Origin of the sequence: Pseudomonas sp. AM4(2022), from assembly GCF_036346515.1 — a bacterium.
Taxonomy (GTDB): domain Bacteria; phylum Pseudomonadota; class Gammaproteobacteria; order Pseudomonadales; family Pseudomonadaceae; genus Aquipseudomonas; species Aquipseudomonas paracarnis.
This window is the reverse complement of sequence record NZ_JAOTNW010000002.1, coordinates 86,903-106,063: the sequence shown is the minus strand read 5'-3', so window position 1 is coordinate 106,063 and position 19,161 is coordinate 86,903. Positions and strand designations below refer to the sequence as shown.

Annotated in this window: 17 protein-coding genes; 9 read left to right on the top strand and 8 right to left on the bottom strand. The window is 60.6% G+C overall.

Features of this window, described 5'->3' with window-relative positions; translation table 11 throughout:
- Positions 1-6: 6 nt before the first annotated feature.
- The 5 genes from ODQ19_RS02805 to gcvH all read left to right on the top strand — a co-directional run bounded on the left by ODQ19_RS02805 (position 7) and on the right by gcvH (position 5,891).
- On the top strand, positions 7-1,224 hold the full coding sequence (locus ODQ19_RS02805; protein ID WP_165861624.1) for a 2-octaprenyl-3-methyl-6-methoxy-1,4-benzoquinol hydroxylase: 1,218 nt from the start codon (positions 7-9) through the stop codon (positions 1,222-1,224).
- Between the two features lie 220 nt (positions 1,225-1,444).
- Complete coding sequence (locus ODQ19_RS02800; protein WP_330209283.1) at positions 1,445-2,449, top strand: extracellular solute-binding protein; 1,005 nt, start codon at positions 1,445-1,447, stop codon at positions 2,447-2,449.
- Positions 2,450-2,599: 150 nt separating this feature from the next.
- The gene (locus tag ODQ19_RS02795) at positions 2,600-4,216 is read left to right on the top strand and encodes an ABC transporter permease (protein ID WP_116666628.1); all 1,617 of its coding nucleotides are present in this window, start codon (positions 2,600-2,602) and stop codon (positions 4,214-4,216) included.
- A 156-nt stretch (positions 4,217-4,372) separates the two neighbouring features.
- Complete coding sequence (gene gcvT / locus ODQ19_RS02790) at positions 4,373-5,455, top strand: glycine cleavage system aminomethyltransferase GcvT (protein WP_116666629.1); 1,083 nt, start codon at positions 4,373-4,375, stop codon at positions 5,453-5,455.
- A 52-nt stretch (positions 5,456-5,507) separates the two neighbouring features.
- A complete protein-coding gene (gene gcvH / locus ODQ19_RS02785; RefSeq protein WP_330209282.1) occupies positions 5,508-5,891 on the top strand; it encodes a glycine cleavage system protein GcvH in 384 nt (127 codons plus the stop codon).
- A 130-nt stretch (positions 5,892-6,021) separates the two neighbouring features.
- Here gcvH and ODQ19_RS02780 read toward each other — a convergent pair whose 3' ends face one another.
- The 6 genes from ODQ19_RS02780 to ODQ19_RS02755 form a co-directional block, all read right to left on the bottom strand.
- The gene (locus ODQ19_RS02780) at positions 6,022-7,164 is read right to left on the bottom strand and encodes a DegT/DnrJ/EryC1/StrS family aminotransferase (protein ID WP_116666631.1); all 1,143 of its coding nucleotides are present in this window, start codon (positions 7,162-7,164) and stop codon (positions 6,022-6,024) included.
- Between the two features lie 162 nt (positions 7,165-7,326).
- Entirely contained in the window at positions 7,327-7,641 is a 315-nt protein-coding gene (locus tag ODQ19_RS02775) for a DUF2388 domain-containing protein (RefSeq protein ID WP_003176799.1), read from the bottom strand.
- Between the two features lie 68 nt (positions 7,642-7,709).
- Complete coding sequence (locus tag ODQ19_RS02770) at positions 7,710-8,156, bottom strand: NfeD family protein (protein ID WP_330209281.1); 447 nt, start codon at positions 8,154-8,156, stop codon at positions 7,710-7,712.
- A 10-nt stretch (positions 8,157-8,166) separates the two neighbouring features.
- The gene (locus ODQ19_RS02765; RefSeq protein WP_003195285.1) at positions 8,167-9,087 is read right to left on the bottom strand and encodes an SPFH domain-containing protein; all 921 of its coding nucleotides are present in this window, start codon (positions 9,085-9,087) and stop codon (positions 8,167-8,169) included.
- 76 nt (positions 9,088-9,163) lie between these two features.
- Complete coding sequence (locus tag ODQ19_RS02760; RefSeq protein WP_330209280.1) at positions 9,164-10,858, bottom strand: GspE/PulE family protein; 1,695 nt, start codon at positions 10,856-10,858, stop codon at positions 9,164-9,166.
- A gap of 82 nt (positions 10,859-10,940) precedes the next feature.
- Positions 10,941-11,279, bottom strand: a complete 339-nt coding sequence (locus ODQ19_RS02755) for a hypothetical protein (RefSeq protein WP_116666635.1) — start codon at positions 11,277-11,279, stop codon at positions 10,941-10,943.
- Positions 11,280-11,406: 127 nt separating this feature from the next.
- Here ODQ19_RS02755 and ODQ19_RS02750 point away from each other — a divergent pair, with 127 nt between their 5' ends.
- The gene (locus ODQ19_RS02750; RefSeq protein WP_003195279.1) at positions 11,407-11,877 is read left to right on the top strand and encodes an Lrp/AsnC family transcriptional regulator; all 471 of its coding nucleotides are present in this window, start codon (positions 11,407-11,409) and stop codon (positions 11,875-11,877) included.
- 128 nt (positions 11,878-12,005) lie between these two features.
- On the opposite strand, the gene ODQ19_RS02740 is transcribed toward ODQ19_RS02750, so the two are convergent.
- Complete coding sequence (locus ODQ19_RS02740) at positions 12,006-13,373, bottom strand: CYTH domain-containing protein (protein WP_330209279.1); 1,368 nt, start codon at positions 13,371-13,373, stop codon at positions 12,006-12,008.
- Positions 13,374-13,531: 158 nt separating this feature from the next.
- Here ODQ19_RS02740 and argE point away from each other — a divergent pair, with 158 nt between their 5' ends.
- The gene (gene argE / locus ODQ19_RS02735; protein ID WP_116666637.1) at positions 13,532-14,680 is read left to right on the top strand and encodes an acetylornithine deacetylase; all 1,149 of its coding nucleotides are present in this window, start codon (positions 13,532-13,534) and stop codon (positions 14,678-14,680) included.
- A 133-nt stretch (positions 14,681-14,813) separates the two neighbouring features.
- Positions 14,814-16,112, top strand: coding sequence for an amino-acid N-acetyltransferase (gene argA / locus ODQ19_RS02730; protein ID WP_116666638.1), 1,299 nt, complete (start codon positions 14,814-14,816; stop codon positions 16,110-16,112).
- Between the two features lie 133 nt (positions 16,113-16,245).
- Here the strand turns inward: argA and tauA are convergent, their stop codons facing one another.
- A complete protein-coding gene (gene tauA / locus ODQ19_RS02725) occupies positions 16,246-17,232 on the bottom strand; it encodes a taurine ABC transporter substrate-binding protein (RefSeq protein WP_330209278.1) in 987 nt (328 codons plus the stop codon).
- Positions 17,233-17,602: 370 nt separating this feature from the next.
- Here tauA and ODQ19_RS02720 point away from each other — a divergent pair, with 370 nt between their 5' ends.
- Complete coding sequence (locus ODQ19_RS02720; RefSeq protein WP_014720393.1) at positions 17,603-18,946, top strand: OprD family porin; 1,344 nt, start codon at positions 17,603-17,605, stop codon at positions 18,944-18,946.
- Positions 18,947-19,161: the final 215 nt, after the last annotated feature.

The following is a 19,161-nucleotide window of genomic DNA, read 5'->3' as shown; positions in this document are numbered from 1 at the left end:
ATGGACATGCGCGCAGATGTGCTGATTGTCGGGGCCGGAATGGTCGGAAGTGCCCTGGCGCTGGCGTTGCAGGGCAGTGGCTTGCAAGTACTGCTGCTCGACGGCAGCCCGTTGAGCGTCAAGCCATTTGAACCGGCTGCGGCGTTTGAACCGCGGGTAAGCGCGTTGTCGGCGGCCAGCCAGCGGATTCTTGAGCGCCTGGGCGTGTGGGACGGCGTCGTAGAGCGGCGTGCCAGCCCCTACGGCGAAATGCAGGTATGGGACGGCAGCGGCACCGGGCAGATCCACTTCTCGGCGGCCAGCGTGCATGCCGAGGTGCTTGGGCATATCGTCGAGAACCGCGTGGTGCAGGATGCCTTGCTCGATCGCCTGCATGACTGCGACCTCGGCCTGCTGGCCAGCGCGCGCCTGGAACAGATGCGCCGTTCCGGCGATGACTGGTTACTGACCCTGGCCGACGGCCGCAAGCTGCGCGCGCCGCTGGTGGTGGCCGCCGACGGTGCCAACTCCGCCGTACGCCGCCTGACCGGTACACCTACCCGCGAATGGGATTACCTGCATAACGCCATCGTCACCAGCGTGCGCAGCAGCCAGCCGCACCAGCGCACCGCGTGGCAACGCTTCACCGACACCGGCCCGCTGGCGTTCCTGCCGCTGGTACGCGATGGGCAGGAAGACTGGTGTTCGATTGTCTGGTCGACCACGCCCGCTGAATCCGAGCGCTTGATGGCGCTGGATGATGAAGGCTTCTGCCGTGAGCTGGAGCGTGCCTTCGAGGGGCGCTTGGGCACTGTGGTTAGTGCCGACCCGCGTGTGTGCGTACCGTTGCGCCAGCGCCATGCCAAACGCTATGTGGCCGAAGGCCTGGCATTGATCGGCGACGCTGCCCACGTCATTCACCCGTTGGCGGGGCAGGGCGTGAACCTGGGCTTCCTCGATGCAGCCGTGCTGGCCGAAGTGCTGCTGGCAGCGACCGAGCGGGGCGAGCGCCTGGCCGATGTGAAAGTGCTGAGCCGTTACGAGCGGCGCCGCATGCCCCATAACCTGGCGCTGATGGCGGCGATGGAAGGCTTTGAGCGCTTGTTCCAGGCCGATCAACTGCCGCTGCGCTGGTTGCGTAATGCGGGTTTGAAAATCGTCGACCAGATGCCCGAAGCCAAAGCCGTGTTTGTGCGCCAGGCACTGGGATTGACTGGCGATCTCCCCGAACTCGCCAAACCCTGACGCTGAAATGCGTCCGTTCGGGCTTGTGTGGGAGCGGGCTTGCTCGCGAAAGCGGCGTGTCAGTGATAGAACTACTGACTGACCCACTGCATTCGCGAGCAAGCCCGCTCCCACAAAGGCGAATAAAAGCACCTGCAACATCTGGTAACGCCTCCACCAAGCGTTACCAAATGTGAGTCCTTATCATTTGCCCTCCATTTGCAAATGAGAGACCGCACCCATGTTGGCACCCAAGCGCCTCCTGACTGCCCTGGCACTCACCCTGATCGGCAGCACCACCGTGCAGGCGGCCGACGAAGTCGTGGTCTACTCCTCGCGTATCGACGAGCTGATCAAGCCCGTATTCGATGCCTACACCAAAAAGACCGGCGTACAGGTCAAGTTCATCACCGACAAGGAAGCCCCGTTGATGCAACGCATCAAGGCCGAGGGCGAGAACGCTACCGCCGACCTGTTGCTGACCGTTGACGCCGGCAACCTCTGGCAGGCCGAGCAGATGGGCATCCTGCAACCGTTCACCTCTCCTGTCATCGACAAGAACATTCCTCTGCAATATCGCTCATCGGCCCACGCTTGGACCGGTTTGAGCCTGCGTGCGCGAACGATCGCCTATTCCACCGACCGGGTAAAACCGGGCGACCTGACGACCTACGAAGCCCTGGCCGACAAGCAGTGGGAAGGCCGCCTGTGCCTGCGCACGGCGAAAAAAGTCTACAACCAGTCGCTGACCGCCACGTTGATCGAGACCCATGGCGCGGCCAAGACCGAAGAAATCATCAAGGGTTGGGTGAATAACCTGTCCACCGACGTGTTCTCTGATGACATCGCCGTGCTGGAGGCCATCAACGCCGGGCAATGCGACGTGGGTATCGTCAACACCTATTACTACGGTCGCCTGCACAAGCAGAAGCCAAACCTGGCGGTGAAGTTGTTCTGGCCGAACCAGGGCGATCGCGGCGTGCATGTGAACCTCTCCGGCATCGGCCTGACCCAGCACGCACCGCACCCGGAAGCGGCCAAGGCGCTGGTGGAGTGGATGACCACGCCTGAGGCGCAGAAGATCTTCGCCGACGTCAACCAGGAATTCCCGGCCAACCCAGCGGTACCGCCATCGGCGGAAGTGGCGACCTGGGGCAAGTTCGTGGCCGATACCCTGCCAGTGGAAGTGGCAGGCAAGCGCCAGGCCGAAGCGATCCGCCTGATGGATCGCGCTGGCTGGAACTGAAGCTGCGCCGCTCAACTGTGGGAGCTGGCTTGCCCGCGATTGCATCACTTCGGTATCACTGATACACCGAGGTGCTTGTATCGCAGGCAAGCCAGCTCCCACATTGGTTAGTGGCCGCTTCAACATTTTTATTTTTCTGAGAGCTTTTCCTTGGCCCACCCCGCCCAACGTCGCTGGTACCTGCCGGTTTTCAGCGTCGCCGCCCTGGTGCTGTTGCCGCTGAGCGTGCTGCTGCTGTCCTGGCAAAGCATCGACCCACAGATCTGGTCGCACCTCTGGGACACTCAGATGCCCCGCTTGCTGGGCAACACCTTGACCCTGGTGCTCGGTGTCGGCCTGGGCGTGACGCTGCTGGGCGTTAGCCTGGCCTGGCTGACCAGCCTGTGCGAGTTCCCCGGGCGGCGCTGGCTCGATTGGGCACTGATGTTGCCCTTTGCAATCCCTGCCTATGTGCTGGCCTTCGTGTTCGTGGGCCTGCTGGATTTTGCCGGGCCGGTGCAAACCCTGCTGCGCGAGTGGTTCGGCACCGGGTTGCGCTTGCCGCGGGTACGCTCTACCAGCGGCGTGGTCATCGTGTTGGTGCTGGTGTTCTATCCCTATGTCTATCTGTTGGCACGCAGCGCGTTTCTGGCCCAGGGCAAAGGCTTGATGGAAGCGGCGCGGGTGCTGGGGCAATCGCCATGGCAAGCGTTCTGGCGCGTGGCATTGCCAATGGCGCGGCCAGCGATTGGTGCCGGTGTGGCCTTGGCGCTGATGGAGACGCTGGCGGATTTTGGCGCGGTCTCGGTGTTCAATTTCGACACCTTCACCACCGCTATCTATAAAACCTGGTACGGCTTTTTCAGTCTGTCCAGTGCCGCGCAACTGGCCAGCCTGTTGCTGCTGGTAGTGATGTTGGTGCTGTATGGCGAGCGACGCGCGCGCGGGGCCAGCCGACCGAGCAATGAGCGCCCGCGGGGCAAGGCGTTGTACCACTTGCGCGGGCTCAAAGCCGTGGCGGCCAGCGCCTGGTGCAGTCTGGTCTTCGCCTGTGCGTTCGTGATTCCGATGCTGCAGCTGGTGGCGTGGTTCTGGCAGCGTGGCCGCTTTGACCTGGATGAGCGTTACACCGGGCTGATCGTGCATACCCTTTACCTGGGCGGGATCGCAGCCCTGATCACGGTCAGCGTGGCGCTGATACTGGCCTTTGCCAATCGTCTGGCGCCGACCCGGGCGATTCGCTCCGGTATCAGCCTGGCCAATGTTGGTTATGCGTTGCCAGGCTCGGTGCTGGCGGTGTCGATCATGTTGGCGTTCAGTTACCTGGACCGCGAGCTGGTGGTGCCGCTCTCCGGCTGGCTGGGCGGGGCGGGCAAGCCTTTGCTGCTGGGCAGCCTGTCGGCATTGGTGCTGGCGTACCTGGTGCGGTTCCTGGCGGTGGCCTACGGGCCGCTGGAAAACAGCCTGGCGCGCATCCGTCCGTCATTGCCCGAAGCGGCACGCAGCCTTGGGGTGAGCGGCCCACGACTGTTTTGCAAAGTGTATCTGCCATTGTTGCTGCCGGGCACGTTGAGCGCAGCGCTGCTGGTGTTTGTGGATGTGCTCAAGGAAATGCCCGCCACCTTGCTGATGCGCCCGTTTGGCTGGGACACCCTGGCGGTCCGCATCTTTGAAATGACCAGTGAAGGCGAATGGGCGCGGGCGTCTTTGCCGGCGCTGACCCTCGTGCTGGTTGGCTTGTTGCCGGTGATCGGGCTGATTCGTCGCTCGGCTCGGCAAATCGGTTAGGTGCCAGTCCTACGGCTTGAGGCTACAATGCGCGGCATTCGGTGCGCTCCGTCTTTCGGATCGACCTGCTGTATGTGGCTGCGGGCCTTGTAATACAAGGTGTTCGGCGCAAGTGGCAGCTCTGCGCGCCTTCGCCAAGCCCGGAAGGAGAAACCCATGGGACAGCGTACGCCTCTGTATGACCTGCATCTCGCCCTCGGCGCGAAAATGGTCGATTTTGGCGGTTGGGATATGCCTTTGCATTACGGCTCGCAAGTTGAAGAGCACCACCAGGTGCGACGCGACTGCGGGGTCTTCGATGTATCTCATATGACCGTAGTCGATGTCACCGGCCCCCAGGCCAAGGAATGGCTCCAGTACCTGCTGGCCAATGATGTCGACCGACTGCACGGCTGTGGCCGAGCGTTGTACAGCGCCATGCTCAACGAGCAGGGCGGGGTGGTGGACGACATGATCGTCTACCGCACCGAAACCGGTTACCGCCTGGTGGTCAACGCCGCCACCCGCGATCAGGACATGGCCTGGATGCAGGCACAACTGGGCAGCTACTCAGTGCAACTGCATGAGCGGTCAGAGTTGGCCATGCTCGCCATCCAAGGCCCCCACGCCCGGCATAAAATCGCCGAACTGGTGACCCAGTCCCGTGGCGCCCTGATCCATCAGCTCAAACCGTTCGAAGGCCAGGCTGACGGCGACTGGTTTATCGCCCGCACCGGCTATACCGGCGAAGACGGCCTCGAAATCGTGCTGCCGGCCGATCAGGCACCAGGTTTTTTCAATGATCTGGTGGGCGCCGGCATTTCCCCCATCGGTCTCGGTGCGCGCGACACCTTGCGCCTGGAGGCCGGCATGAACCTGTATGGCCAGGATATTCACCAGGCTGTCTCGCCCCTGGCGGCCAACATGGCCTGGAGCATCGCCTGGGAACCTGTCGAGCGTAACTTCATTGGCCGCGCTGCGCTGGAAGCAGAAAAAGCAGCCGGCGTGCAGTTCAAACTGGTCGGGCTCGTCCTTGAAGAGCGTGGTGTGCTGCGTGCTCACCAGGTGGTTCGTATCGCCAATGTTGGCGAAGGAGAGATCACCAGTGGTAGTTTCTCGCCTACGCTAAGCAAATCCATTGCGCTGGCGCGTGTGCCGACGGCGACTGCCGACCGGGCCGAAGTGGAAATCCGCGGCAAGTGGTATCCGGTTCGAGTGGTCAAGCCGACCTTCGTGCGTCATGGCAAAACCTTGATCTAACCAATTCCGGCAGGCCAAAGGCCGCTGACATTTCATCTTGAGGACACAGACTATGAGCAATATCCCTGCCGACCTGCGTTTTGCCGAAAGTCACGAATGGGCACGTCTGGAAGCTGACGGCACCGTGACCGTCGGGATCTCCGACCATGCACAGGAAGCTTTGGGTGATGTGGTGTTTGTTGAGCTGACCGAAGTGGGCAAGGTGTTTGCCGCTCAAGACCAGGCGGGTGTGGTGGAGTCGGTCAAGGCCGCTTCGGACATCTACTCGCCGATTGCGGGCGAAGTGCTTGCCGTCAACGAGGACTTGAGTGGCAGTCCTGAGCTGTTGAACTCTGACCCGTACGGCGCCTGGATCTTCAAGCTCAAGCCAAGCGACAAGGCCGAGCTGGACAAGCTGCTGGATGCCGACGGCTACAAAGCCGCCATCGGCGAATAAACACCATAGTTGCAACGATACAAATCAATGTGGGAGCTGGCTTGCCTGCGATTGGATCACCCGGGTATCACCGATACACCGAGGTGCCAGCATCGCAGGCAAGCCAGCTCCCACAGTTGATTTGTTGTGATCAGTCTCTTTTCAATACAGCTTTAACCGCTGCTACAGCCCGCTCCACATCCGCCTCTGTCATCGCCGTGAACATCGGCAATGACACGATCAAACGCCCAACACGTTCGGCCACCGGGAACATGCCTTCCTTGAAACCCTGTGCCCGATACAGGCTCAGCAGGTGGATAGGCGGGTAGTGATAGCCGATACCCACGCCGTGGGCCTGCATCTGCTCCATGAACGTCGCACGGGCCGGCAGGCCATCCTGGCGCTCCGGCAACACCAGTTGGAACAGGTGCCAGTTGCTGTTTTCGAAGTCGGCCGGCGGCAGTTGTGCGCCGTACTGCGCTTCGAAATCGCTGCCCAAGCATTTGAAGTAGTGCCGTGCCAGGTTCTGACGATGGGCGGTGATCTTCTCGATGTGCGCAAATTGCCCCAGGCCGATGGCGGCGGCAATGTCGGTCATGTTGAACTTGCCACCCAGCACATCCACATCCAGGCCATCGAAGCCGCTGCGGGTGACGCCCTGCAGGCGGTACTTCTCTGCCAGACGGGCCTCCTCGGCATTATTCAACACCAGGCAGCCGCCTTCGGACGACGTGATGTTCTTGTTCGCCTGGAAGCTGAAGGACACGAAGTCGCCGGTTGCGCCGATGCGTTCTCCATCCCAGCTGGAACCCAGGGCCTGGGCAGCATCTTCGACGATGCGTAGGTTGTACTTGTTGGCCAGCGCGTAGAGCATCGGCATATCCAGGGGCAAGCCGGCCAGGTAGACCGGGATGATCGCCTTGGTGCGCGGAGTAATGGCGGCTTCCACCTGGGCCAGGTCGATATTGCGCGTCACCGGGTCGATGTCGGCGAAGACGGGAGTGGCGCCCACTTCGAGAATCACGTTGGCCGTGGCAACCCAGGAGATTGGAGTGGTGATGACTTCATCCCCAGGCCCGATTCCGGCGATGCGCAAGGCGATCTCCATGGTGCAGGTGCCCGAGTTGAAGGTGCGCACCGGACGGCCGCCAAAATACTCCGACAGCTGTGCTTCGAACGCCTGCACCTTTGGCCCGCTGGTGATCCAGCCAGAACGCAGAACATCGCCGACCGCCGAAATGGTGGCTTCATCAATGGTCGGTTTGGAAAACGGCAGGAAGGGCTGTTGGCTCATGACGAAGAAGGCATCCGTTTCAGGTAGGCAATGAAAAATAGACGAGTCAGTAGGGCATGGTTGCACGCTGAGACTGAATATAGCCTGTCATCCATGAACGATTCGTCATGCCGCAGGCAAAAAAATGCCGCTTGAAAGCGGCATTTTTTATGAGGGCAGTTGTTACTCGGTTACCGCATTCTTCGCCAGGATGGCGTTAGCCAATTCCATGTCGGTGGCTTGGAGGCCAGGGTTATCGGCGCGGACCTTCTGCATGGCCGCTTCCAGGTACGGGCCGCGAATGCCGCCGTCGCTGGCGACGAAGCTGCCTGCGTCGTCCTGGGCGGCGACCACCAGCTTGTGGTCCTTGAACGTCAGGTAAGTCGAGCCAGTGGTGGCGCCCGACGAGATGACATTACGCCAGAAGCTATCGGCCATGGCTGAGCCGACAGGTAGAGAAAGCACAGCGAGGGTTGCGACAGCATATTTGAGACGCATGATGGGTGACTCCGGTGGGTTATCTGTACGTTTTGATTGTAGTTAAGCCGATCCAGTTCCATCACTGACTAAACAGTTTCAACCTTTAAAATCACCCCATCCTGCCCAACCACGCGGACTTGAGCGCCCACGGGCGCGTCTGCACCGGTGACCATCCACACGCCATCGCCGACTTTGACCTTGCCGCGGCCATCCACAATGGCTTGATGCACCACGAAAGTGCGCCCGACCAACTCTGAACCGCGCTCGTTCAACCCCGGTTGGTCGCTGGCCTTGGCACTGCTGCGTTGGCGTTTCCACCAGTACACGGCGGTCAGTATCGACAACACCGCAAACAGCAGCAGTTGCCATTCCAGCCCCAGCGGAGGGAGCAGGAACTTGATCACGCCCACGGCTGCGGCGGCGATGCCCATCCAGAGCAGGTAGCCTCCGGCACCGAACACCTCGAGAATCAACAGCACGGTGCCCAGTGCTAACCAGTCCCAGAACGACAAATGCAGCAAAAAGTCCCACATGGTGTTGGCCTCAGCCTTTCTGGTTGCCGAAGGTTGCCTTGACGATTTCGCCGATACCGCCCACGGCGCCAATCACCTGGCTGGCTTCCAGCGGCATCAGGATGACCTTGCTGTTGTTGGCCGACGCCAGCTTGCCCAGGGCGTCGATGTATTTTTGCGCGACGAAGTAGTTCACCGCCTGCACGTTGCCCGACGCAATGGCTTCGGACACCACTTGTGTCGCCCGCGCTTCGGCTTCGGCCTGGCGCTCGCGGGCCTCGGATTCCAGGAACGCTGCCTGGCGGCTGCCTTCGGCTTCAAGGATTTGTGCCTGCTTTTTGCCTTCCGCTGTCAGGATCGCCGACGCCCGCAGGCCTTCGGCTTCGAGGATCTGTGCACGCTTGATCCGTTCGGCTTTCATTTGGCCGGACATGGCGGCCATCAGGTCGGCGGGCGGGCTGATGTCCTTGATCTCGATACGAGTGATCTTGATGCCCCATGGCGCAGTGGCTTCATCCACGGTGCGCAGGAGTTTTTCGTTGATGCCGTCACGCTGGCTCAGCATGGCGTCCAGCTCCATGGAGCCGAGTACGGTACGGATATTGGTCTGCAGCAGGTTGCGGATAGCATGTTCGAGGTTGTTGACCTCATAGGCGGCCTGGGCGGTGTTGACCACCTGGAAGAAGCACACCGCATCGATCTGCACGGTGGCATTGTCGGCGGTGATGACTTCTTGAGGCGGGATATCCAGCACGCTTTCCATCACGTTGATCTTGCGACCGATGCGGTCCATGACCGGGATGATGATATTCAGGCCGGGTTTTAAGGTGTTGGTGTAGCGGCCGAAACGCTCCACGGTCCACTGGTAACCCTGGGGCACCACTTTAAACCCCATGAACAGGATGGCGATGGCCAAACCCACGAAAAGAAGCAGTACGGTTCCGATCTGCATAGCGATTCCCTATCTGAAGGTGTCAGTGAATGACATTAGGCCGATTGTAACGGTCTGGTCACGGATAAGGACGGTTTCATGGCCCAACAAACAAAGGATTTGTTTCTGAATCCCCTGGCGTGACCCGCAATACCTCCGTCATCGTGGTCAGGCCGGCTTTCACTTTCTCGATGCCGGCCATGCGCAGGCTGCTCATGCCCTGCGCCAGTGCCCCACGGCGCAAGGCTTGTACGTCCGCGCCTGGAGTGACCAGCGCCTGGAGTGCCGGGTCCATGAGCATGATTTCATACAGCCCGGCCCGGCCTCGATAACCGCTGTCACGGCATTGCGCACAGCCGACGGCTTCGCAGCCGCCAGCGTCCTCCTGGCCCACCGGGCGCTTGCAGTGGCTGCACAGAACCCGCACCAGGCGCTGCGCCATCACGCCTATGAGCGTGGCCTTGATCAAATAGTGAGCAATGCCCAGCTCCTGCAGGCGGCTGATGGCACTGGGTGCATCGTTGGTGTGCAGGGTCGAGAGCACCAGGTGCCCGGTCAGTGCGGCCTGGATAGCCATCTCTGCGGTTTCCTGGTCGCGGATTTCTCCGATCATGATGATGTCCGGGTCCTGGCGCAGCAGGGCGCGGATGCCGCTGGCGAACGTGAGGTCGATGTTGTGCTGGACCTGCATCTGGTTGAAGGCCGGCTCGACCATTTCAATCGGGTCTTCCACCGTGCACAGGTTGACCTCGCGGGTCGCCAGTTGCCTGAGGGTGGTGTAGAGGGTGCTGGTCTTGCCTGAGCCGGTCGGGCCGGTGACGAGGATGATGCCGTGGGTGCGTTGCGTCATGGCGTGCCAGCGTTGCTGGTCGGCGTTGGACAAACCCAACTGGTCAAAATCCTTGAGCAGCACCTGTGGGTCGAAAATTCGCATCACCAGTTTTTCGCCGAATGCCGTGGGTAGGGTCGAAAGCCGCAACTCCACTTCGACACCCGCAGGGTTCCGGGTCTTGACGCGGCCATCCTGGGGTTTGCGTTTTTCGGCCACGTTCATTCGGCCCAGGCTTTTCAGGCGGCTGACCACGGCCATGGTGACCTGCGGGGGAAATTGATAGACGTCATGCAGCAGCCCATCAATGCGAAAGCGCACCCGACCCTGGTCGCGGCAGGGCTCGATATGGATATCGCTGGCTCGTTGGCCAAAGGCGTACTGCAGCAGCCAGTCGACGATGTTGACGATATGCGCGTCGTTGGCATCCGGCTCCTTGTCGCTGGCGCCGAGGCTGAGCAAGTCGACATTGCCAGGCGCCGTCATCTTTTGATCCGCACCGCTGACGGACTTGGCCAAGCGGTAAAACTCGTTGATACAGCGCTGAATATCCTGAGGGTTGGCAACCACGCGCTTGATCGTGCGTTTGAGTACCTGGGCCAGCCCGGCTTCCCAGGTGGTGACATGGGGTTGGGCACTGGCGACCGTCACGCTGTGGGCATCCACGGCGACTGCAAGAATGCCGTGGCGCTGGGCAAAGGCGTGGGACATCAAGGGCACCACGGCTGCCACATCGATCTTCAACGGGTCGATGTGCAGGTAAGGCTGGCCGACCTGCCGGGCCAGCCATTGAATCAATGTCTCCAGACAAGGGCCCTGGGCTGCGATGCACTCCAAGGGATGCTGGCTGCCGGACGCTGGCGCTACCTTTTGCGCCGCCTGCGCCGTGATCAACCCTTGCTCGACCAACGCCGGCAACAATTGCTGCAGTTCCAAGGGGTGATCGTGAGTGGCGACAGACATGCAGGTTTTCCTGGGCGGCTTGGGGGGTAATCCCAGGCTAGTCAGCCGCTGAAGATCCTGCTGGCAGGTGTATTGCGGGTTTTTACTGGGCCATCGCCGCCAACGTTTGAGGCCGCTCGGAATCAGCCGACCACAGCTCCAGGGTGCAGACGCTGATCAGGTTTCGAATCTTTTCACCGATCACCTGGGCGCGGTGCCAGCTCAGGCCGGCCATCACGATATCGATGCGCAGCAGGTCGGCTTCCCGGTTCACGCTGACCTGGCAGGGTGTGAGCAATTGCAGCGCGAAGTAGTTGAGCACACGGCACAGCACGTCCGGTTCAGCCTCGGCGACGATGCAATAGTGCGCCTGGCAGTGGCTGCTATTGGCGGCCCACGCATCGACGCGGGTGGCAGGGTAGGCGGTTTCAACGGCATGCATGCTGGCTCTCCAATTTCGACTGGAGAAATTTTTACATTCGCCTCGGGAGATTTCTTATCTAAGATGAGCCTGTTTTGCGTTAAATAGACTCATACAATTCAAGATCAGCCTATTTGTGGGTACGTTTATGCACAGTGAGTTGGACGCCTACGATCGCCGCATCCTGGCCCTGCTGCAAGAGGATGCTTCGCTCTCCAGTGCACAGATTGCCGAGCAGGTCGGCCTGTCGCAGTCGCCGTGCTGGCGGCGTATTCAGCGGCTCAAGGAGGAGGGTGTGATCCGCGGCCAGGTCACCCTGCTGGACCGCAAGAAAATCGGGCTCAACACGCAGATTTTCGCCGAGGTCAAACTCAACGCCCACGGTCGCTCCAATTTCACTGAGTTCACCGAGGCCATTCGCGGGTTCCCGGAAGTGTTGGAGTGCTATGTGCTGATGGGGGCGGTGGATTTTCTGCTGCGTATCGTCACCTCGGATATCGAGGCGTACGAGCGGTTTTTCTTCGAGAAGTTGTCGATGGTGCCGGGCATCCAGGAGGTCAACTCGATTGTGGCGCTGTCGGAAATCAAGTCCACCACCAGCCTGCCAGTATTGCGCTGACAGGCATGCCATTGACTGTAGGAGCGAGCTTGCTCGCGAAGATCGTTAACGATGACGCGGGAAGCCTGGCTCCCCACATCGCCCTCGGGTTTTTCGCGAGCAAGCTCGCTCCTACAGGGTAACTGGCCCTACAGGCGCAGAAGGGTCTTCCAGGCACGATTCTGATACACCGCAATCGCCTGATGCATACGCGCATCCAGCGATTCATCGGTAATCGGCTGGTTGGCCAGGTGTGCCAGCTTGTTCAGCTCGCCGTACAAACGGTCCAGCTCAGGAATGTCTACCACATGACGCGCATGGTGCAGCCAGGCCTGGATGCGTTCGATGCGCGGCAGTTGCTCGGCCAGGTCTTCCGGCTGTTGCTGGTAGCGCTGCAGTTGCAGGGCGACGGCGTCGTCGGCCAACAGGCGTGGCAGCCAGTTGGTGATTTGCGCAGCGCCCTGGCGGTTGCCGCGCACGTTACGCTCGGCCGTCCAGGTGCGGGCCAGCAGCCAGCGCGAGAGGTTGAGTGAGAACAGGCCCCAGCGCACGTCTTGCAGCTCTTCGATGAACTGTTCCGGCGCGGCTTTGCGAATGTCTTCATCGTCGTCACCGGCCTGGACCAGCGGGCGCCAGTCTTCCAGCAACGCATCCAGGGCGCTGCGCAGTTCGCTGGTGGATTGGCGTGGCGCGGCCTGGCCGAGGCTGCCGATCAGGGCGCGCAATTCACCTAGGTTCTCGACCCAGTCCTGCAGCAGGCGCCAGTGGCCATTGAAGCGGTATTGCTCAGCCAGGCGCTGGCTGCTGCCCAGCAGGTGCCACAGGATCGCGGCGAAGGCGTCGTCCAATGGCATTTCGGCATGGATCTGTGGCGCCGGCAGGCTCAGGGAGTAGCTGCTGGCGTCATACAGGCGATAGCCGCGCTCGGCCTTGCTGATGTCGCACGGCATCAGGGCCAGGGTCGCGGCCAGTTCGGCAGCCAACTCCAGCAGGGCCGCCGGTTCGCCTTCGCGCAGTTCCAGTTCCAGCTCGCAGATTTCTTCTTTCTGCTTACCGACCACCACATGGCCCAGGTCCAGGGCGGCTTCGATCACCACCTTGGCCTTGCCACGGCCCCAGGCGATTTCGGCGCGTTCACGCACGAAGTCGGTGGTGAAGATCGGCTTGAGGGTCTTTTTGTCCAGCTCGGACAGTTGCTCGGGCCAGCACTCGCCATCGAGTTTCTTCACGTCGAGCTTGGCTTTGGGCAGGTCCCAGTTGTATTCGTTGCGTTCCGACAAGCCGGCGACGCTTTGGCCGCGGGTCTTGAGGGTCTGGATGATGTCGTCACCGTCCTTGCGCAGGCGCAGGGCAACCTTGGCCTGGGCCAGGTCACGCTCGGGGGTGTCGAAGTACTGGTTCATCAACTCACGGCGTTCCCAGCCACTTTTGTTGCGTTTTTTCAGTAACGGGTGCTCACGCAGCGCAACGAGTGTTTCGCGGCTGACGCGTAGCTTGATTTCGGTTTCTTTCTGCATGGCCGGAAAATCCAGGATCGGGAGCGCAGCCGGGGAAAAGTGTGGCTGCCAAGGTCGTGCAGTGTACAGGACTGAGCCCGGCAACGTGCCGCAACGGTTTATTGTGTTGCGCAGATGCCTCTATAGTGAGGTTCATCCGGGAAGTTGGGAGACCGCGCATGCCGTTACCGTCCATGAAAGAGCAGTTCGCCGCCTTGATCGCCGCGCCGTCGGTGAGCTGCACCCAGGCGTCTCTCGACCAGAGCAACCGTCCGGTGATCGACCTGCTCGCGGCTTGGCTGGGCGACCTGGGCTTTGCTATCGATATCCAACAAGTCAGCCCCGGCAAGTTCAACCTTTTGGCCAGTTTTGGCAGCGGCCCCGGTGGCTTGGTGTTGGCGGGGCATAGCGATACCGTGCCGTATGACGCGGCGCTGTGGAACACCGACCCGCTCAAGCTGACGGAAGTCGATGGCCGCTGGGTAGGGCTGGGCAGCTGTGACATGAAGGGTTTTTTCGCCCTGGTCATCGAAGCGGTGTTGCCGCTGCTCGACCAACCCTTCAAGCAACCGCTGTTGATTCTTGCCACCTGTGACGAGGAAAGCTCCATGTCCGGTGCCCGTGCGCTGGCCGAGGCGGGGCGGCCGCTGGGTCGTGCGGCGGTGATCGGCGAGCCGACCGGGCTCAAGCCTATCCGCTTGCACAAAGGCGTGATGATGGAGCGCATCGACATCCTCGGGCGCAGCGGCCACTCGTCGGACCCAAGCCTGGGCCACAGCGCCCTGGAAGCTATGCATGACGCTATTGGCGAGTTGCGCGGCCTGCGCCTGGCCTGGCAGCGCGAGTACCGCAACGCGCAATTCAGCGTGCCGCAACCGACGATGAACTTCGGCTGCATTCACGGCGGCGACAACCCCAACCGCATCTGCGGCCAGTGCTCGCTGGAGTTCGACCTGCGACCCCTGCCGGGCATGGACCCCGAGGTACTGCGCGCCGCGATCCGCCAGAAGCTCGAACCCCTGGCCGAGCGGCATAAGGTCAAGATCGACTACGCGCCGTTGTTCCCCGAAGTGCCCCCCTTTGAGCAGCCCGAAGACGCCGAGTTGGTGCGGGTGGCGGAACGTTTGACCGGTCATCGTGCCGAAGCAGTAGCGTTCGGCACTGAAGCGCCTTATCTTCAGCGCCTTGGTTGCGAAACCCTGGTGCTCGGCCCTGGCGACATTGCCTGCGCCCACCAGCCTGGCGAATACCTTGAAATGTCACGCTTGACGCCTACAGTGCGTCTATTGCGGGAACTGATCGAACACTACTGTCTGAAACCTGCATAAATTAACCCCTGCCCATTCGTACATAAGGAGAGTGAGCGTGTCGCCAAGCCTGTTCCGACGATAACCATCAGCCGCTGTGCGCTTTCACGATTGATCCTTTATTTGGCTGCTTTTTATTACAGGCCCAGGTGTTATGCCCGAATACGTCAACTGGCTTCGTCACGCTTCGCCCTACATCAACGCCCACCGCGACTGCACTTTTGTGGTCATGCTGCCGGGCGATGGTGTGGACCACCCCAACTTCGGCAATATCGTCCACGACCTGGTGCTGCTTCACAGCCTGGGTGTGCGCCTGGTGCTGGTGCATGGCTCGCGCCCGCAAATCGAAACCCGCCTTGAAGCACGCGGCCTTACCCCGGCTTACCACGAAGGCTTGCGCATCACCGATGCCGCGACGCTGGAGTGTGTGATCGACGCGGTGGGCCATCTGCGTATTGCCATCGAGGCGCGCTTGTCCATGGACATGGCGTCATCGCCGATGCAGGGCTCGCGCCTGCGCGTGGCCAGCGGCAACCTGGTCACCGCACGGCCAATCGGCGTGCTTGAAGGCGTGGACTACCACCACACCGGTGAAGTGCGCCGGGTCGACCGCAAGGGCATCAACCGCCTGCTGGATGAACGCTCTATCGTGCTGCTCTCGCCCCTGGGTTATTCGCCCACCGGCGAGATCTTCAACCTGGCCTGCGAAGACGTCGCCACCCGCGCCGCCATCGACCTGGGCGCCGACAAATTGCTGCTGTTCGGCGCCGATCCCGGTCTGATCGATGAGAACGGCCACCTGGTGCGTGAGTTGCGACCACAACAAGTGCCTGCGCACTTGCAACGCCTGGGCAGCAACTATCAAGCCGAACTGCTCGATGCCGCTGCCGAAGCCTGTCGGGGTGGAGTAGGGCGCAGCCATATCGTCAGCTACGCCGAAGATGGCGCCTTGCTCACCGAACTGTTCACCCGCGATGGTGGCGGTACGCTGGTGGCCCAGGAACAATTCGAACTGGTGCGCGAAGCGGCGATTGAAGACGTCGGCGGCTTGCTGGACCTGATCAGCCCGCTGGAAGAGCAGGGCATCCTGGTGCGCCGTTCGCGGGAAGTGCTGGAGCGTGAGATCGAACAGTTCAGCGTGGTCGAGCGCGAAGGCATGATCATCGCCTGCGCAGCGCTCTATCAGATCGCGGATTCGGATGCGGGCGAGCTGGCGTGCTTGGCGGTGAACCCTGAGTACCGCCACGGCGCGCGAGGCGATGTGTTGCTCGAACGCATCCAGACCCGGGCACGAGCGCAGGGGTTGAAGACCTTGTTCGTGCTCACCACGCGCACGGCCCATTGGTTCCGCGAACGCGGCTTTGTACCCAGCAGCGTGGACCGCCTGCCGTCGGCGCGGGCGTCGCTGTACAACTATCAGCGCAACTCCAAGATCTTCGAAAAGGCCCTGTAACCCCGGCCCTTAAGAATGCTGCAGATCAAAATGTGGGAGCGGGCTTGCTCGCGAAAGCGCAGTGTCAGTCAATACATCAATGATTGAACCACCGCATTCGCGAGCAAGCCCGCTCCCACACTGGACCGCGTTTTTATTCTGGGATGAATTTGTCGGTCACATAGGCCGAATAATTCGGCAGCACCGTCTCCACCTTCCCCTGTTCCTTCAAGAACTTCGCCGTCTCCCCAATCGCCTTCGCCGTGCCGCCCTTGAGCAGCGCAGCGGTTTGCTGTGCCTGCGCATCCGGAAACGTCGTACCGGCCAACAGTTCCGGAATGTCGTCGGCATTTGAACCTGTCAATTTGGCGATTTTCTGCACCGGCTCCGAATCCACCGTCCAGCTGTCCTTATGGGCGGCATAGTCGGCAAAGGCATCCAGGGTGACTTTGGCGAACTTGGCCACGACGTCAGGGTGTTTTTCCGCAAAATCCTTGCGCGCCACCCACACCTCAAACGTCGGCGCGCCCCATTGGCCCACCTGCGCCGCGTCTGTCAGGGTTTTTCCGGTCTTGCGTATTTCGCCCAAGGCCGGTGACCACACGAAAGCCCCATCAATATCGCCACGCTTCCAGGCGGCGGCGATTTCGGCCGGTTGCAGGTTCACCACTTTGACTTGCTGGGTGTTCAGCCCCCAGTGTTTCAGCGCGCCGAGCAGGCTGTAATGGGAGGTGGAGACGAACGGTGTGGCGATGGTTTTACCGATCAAGTCTTGGGGTGTGTCGATGCCACTGCCGTTGCGCACCACCAGGGCTTCAGAAGCGTTGATCTGTGCCGATACGATAAACGCCACAATCGGCAGGTTGCGCGACGCCGCCGCCGCGAGCGGGCTGGAACCGAGGTTGCCGATTTGTACATCACCTGAAGCGATGGCCGTGACCACCTCTGGCCCGCTGTTGAAGCGGCGCCATGCGATTTTTTCGCCGATGGCTTTTTCGTAGAGGCCGTCGGCCTGGGGAGCCTTGCTGGGATCGATGCCGGTCTGGTAGCCCACCGTCAGGTCGGCGGCGTTGACACCAAAAGAAAGTAACAGCGATACAAAAACTGTAACAAATTGACGGGAGGATGTGCGTTTGGCCATGATGGCGTCGCCTTTTTGATCGTGAGTGACGTATGCAACCGTACGGCCACACTAATCGATCTAAAAAAGCACCAGTAAATACCCTTTAGGAATTAGCTTATGGAGCGGCGCGTCTATCCTAACCGGCCAGCTTTACGGAAAGTCTTATTCCTGGATCGTATGAAAAAGAATGAAATAATTCTTTTTGGGTGTATGAAAAACTCATTACCCTGCAGGGACCAAATCAACTGCGATTAGACGAAGGTAGTAGACACACAAGGTTACGATTGACTTGGTGGTCACTATCTGGCGCTAATCGCGCATCTGTGGATCGAGGGCGTCAGACCCGAGACCAAAGAAATACAAAAATTAGAAATGAGAGGAGCGGTACATGAAGAAGTCCACCTTGGCTGTGGCTGTAACGTTGGGCGCAATCGCCCAGCAAGCAGGCGCTGCCGGTTTCATCGAAGACAGCAAGGCCACACTGGGCCTGCGTAACTTCTACATCAACACCGATAACCGCGAAGGCACGGCCAACCCGAGCAAGAACGAAGAATGGGGCCAAGGCTTCGATCTGCGTTTCATCTCCGGTTACACCCAAGGCACTGTTGGCTTCGGTCTCGACGCTATCGGCCTGTTGGGTGTTCGCCTGGATTCCGGCGGCGGCACCAACGGTGCGACTGCCAGCTCGTACGGCGGCACTATCTTCCCGAGCAAGTCCAATGGCGAAGCCGTTGATAACTACTCGAGCCTGGGCCTGACCGCCAAGGCCAAGATCTCCCAGACCGAACTGAAGCTGGGTACCTTGCAGCCCAAGCTGCCGGTCATCGTTACCAACGATGGCCGTATGCTGCCGCAGACCTTCCAGGGTGGCCAGATCACCTCCAGCGACATCAAGGACCTGACCCTGGTTGCCGGCCAGATCGAAAAAGCCAAGGGCCGTAACTCCAGCAACAACGAAAGCCTGTCCATCTCCGGCGCCAACAGCCGTGGTGTGAACTGGCGTTCGAGCAACAAGTTCTACTACGCCGGTGGCGACTACAAGATCACCAAGGATCTGACTGCCCAGTACTACTACGGCAACCTGGAAGATTTCTACAAGCAACACTTCCTGGGTCTGACCCACAACTGGGCCATCGGTCCTGGCGTGCTGAAGTCTGACCTGCGTTACTTCAACAGCTCCGACGACGGTAACAACGGCAATCAGTCCGCTTACTTCTCGACGGGCAACTACAGCGGCGTGAACTCCGGCCGTGGCAAAGTCGACAACAACCTGTACAGCGGCCTGTTCCTGTACTCGGTAGCCGGTCACACCTTCGGTGGCGGTTACCAGGTCAGCAACGGCAGCAGCGACTTCCCTTGGCTGAACCAGGGTGACGGCTCGTCGGCTTACATCACCACCGACATGCAGATCCAGAAGTTCGCCCGTGCCGGCGAGCGTACCTGGCAAGCTCGCTACTCCTACGACTTCGCCAAAGTCGGCGTACCTGGCCTGACCGCGGGTGTGGTTTACCTCAAGGGTGATCATATCGACACCGTTGCCAGCAACCGTACCGAGTTCACCGGCCAGTCCGAGTGGGAACGTGACATCACTGTTGCCTACGTCGTACCGGAAGGTCCGCTGAAGAACGTCGGCGTGGCGTGGAAAAACGCTATGTGGCGCAGCGACATCGCCAACGCGCGTAACCAGGACGAAAACCGCTTGATCGTCAGCTACTCGATCCCGCTGTTGTAAGACTGTAAAACCTTGCCCGGCGCAATGCCGGGCAAGGTGTCTTGCTGTTCAAGTCGGGCTCAACCCCCGCAAGCCCTTCCCGAATCCCTCTTTTTTGCAGCGTCTCAAGGCCTTCTCGAACCTTGAAAGCGATGTTGGCCTCAGGCCGTTCCCAAGTCCAATGAACTGATTTTTAATATTCTTTTATCGTCTAGATAAATCGATATTTATTCTTT

Coding starts and splice junctions, on each gene's coding strand:
- ODQ19_RS02720 (WP_014720393.1), top strand. CDS start 17,603: ATGAAGAAGTCCACCTTGGCTGTGGCTGTAACGTTGGGCGCAATCGCC.
- ODQ19_RS02750 (WP_003195279.1), top strand. CDS start 11,407: ATGCACAGTGAGTTGGACGCCTACGATCGCCGCATCCTGGCCCTGCTG.
- ODQ19_RS02805 (WP_165861624.1), top strand. CDS start 7: ATGCGCGCAGATGTGCTGATTGTCGGGGCCGGAATGGTCGGAAGTGCC.
- ODQ19_RS02780 (WP_116666631.1), bottom strand. CDS start 7,164: ATGAGCCAACAGCCCTTCCTGCCGTTTTCCAAACCGACCATTGATGAA.
- ODQ19_RS02770 (WP_330209281.1), bottom strand. CDS start 8,156: ATGTGGGACTTTTTGCTGCATTTGTCGTTCTGGGACTGGTTAGCACTG.
- ODQ19_RS02740 (WP_330209279.1), bottom strand. CDS start 13,373: ATGCAGAAAGAAACCGAAATCAAGCTACGCGTCAGCCGCGAAACACTC.
- gcvT (WP_116666629.1), top strand. CDS start 4,373: ATGGGACAGCGTACGCCTCTGTATGACCTGCATCTCGCCCTCGGCGCG.
- ODQ19_RS02760 (WP_330209280.1), bottom strand. CDS start 10,858: ATGTCTGTCGCCACTCACGATCACCCCTTGGAACTGCAGCAATTGTTG.
- ODQ19_RS02765 (WP_003195285.1), bottom strand. CDS start 9,087: ATGCAGATCGGAACCGTACTGCTTCTTTTCGTGGGTTTGGCCATCGCC.
- ODQ19_RS02800 (WP_330209283.1), top strand. CDS start 1,445: ATGTTGGCACCCAAGCGCCTCCTGACTGCCCTGGCACTCACCCTGATC.
- argE (WP_116666637.1), top strand. CDS start 13,532: ATGCCGTTACCGTCCATGAAAGAGCAGTTCGCCGCCTTGATCGCCGCG.
- argA (WP_116666638.1), top strand. CDS start 14,814: ATGCCCGAATACGTCAACTGGCTTCGTCACGCTTCGCCCTACATCAAC.
- ODQ19_RS02775 (WP_003176799.1), bottom strand. CDS start 7,641: ATGCGTCTCAAATATGCTGTCGCAACCCTCGCTGTGCTTTCTCTACCT.
- gcvH (WP_330209282.1), top strand. CDS start 5,508: ATGAGCAATATCCCTGCCGACCTGCGTTTTGCCGAAAGTCACGAATGG.
- tauA (WP_330209278.1), bottom strand. CDS start 17,232: ATGGCCAAACGCACATCCTCCCGTCAATTTGTTACAGTTTTTGTATCG.
- ODQ19_RS02755 (WP_116666635.1), bottom strand. CDS start 11,279: ATGCATGCCGTTGAAACCGCCTACCCTGCCACCCGCGTCGATGCGTGG.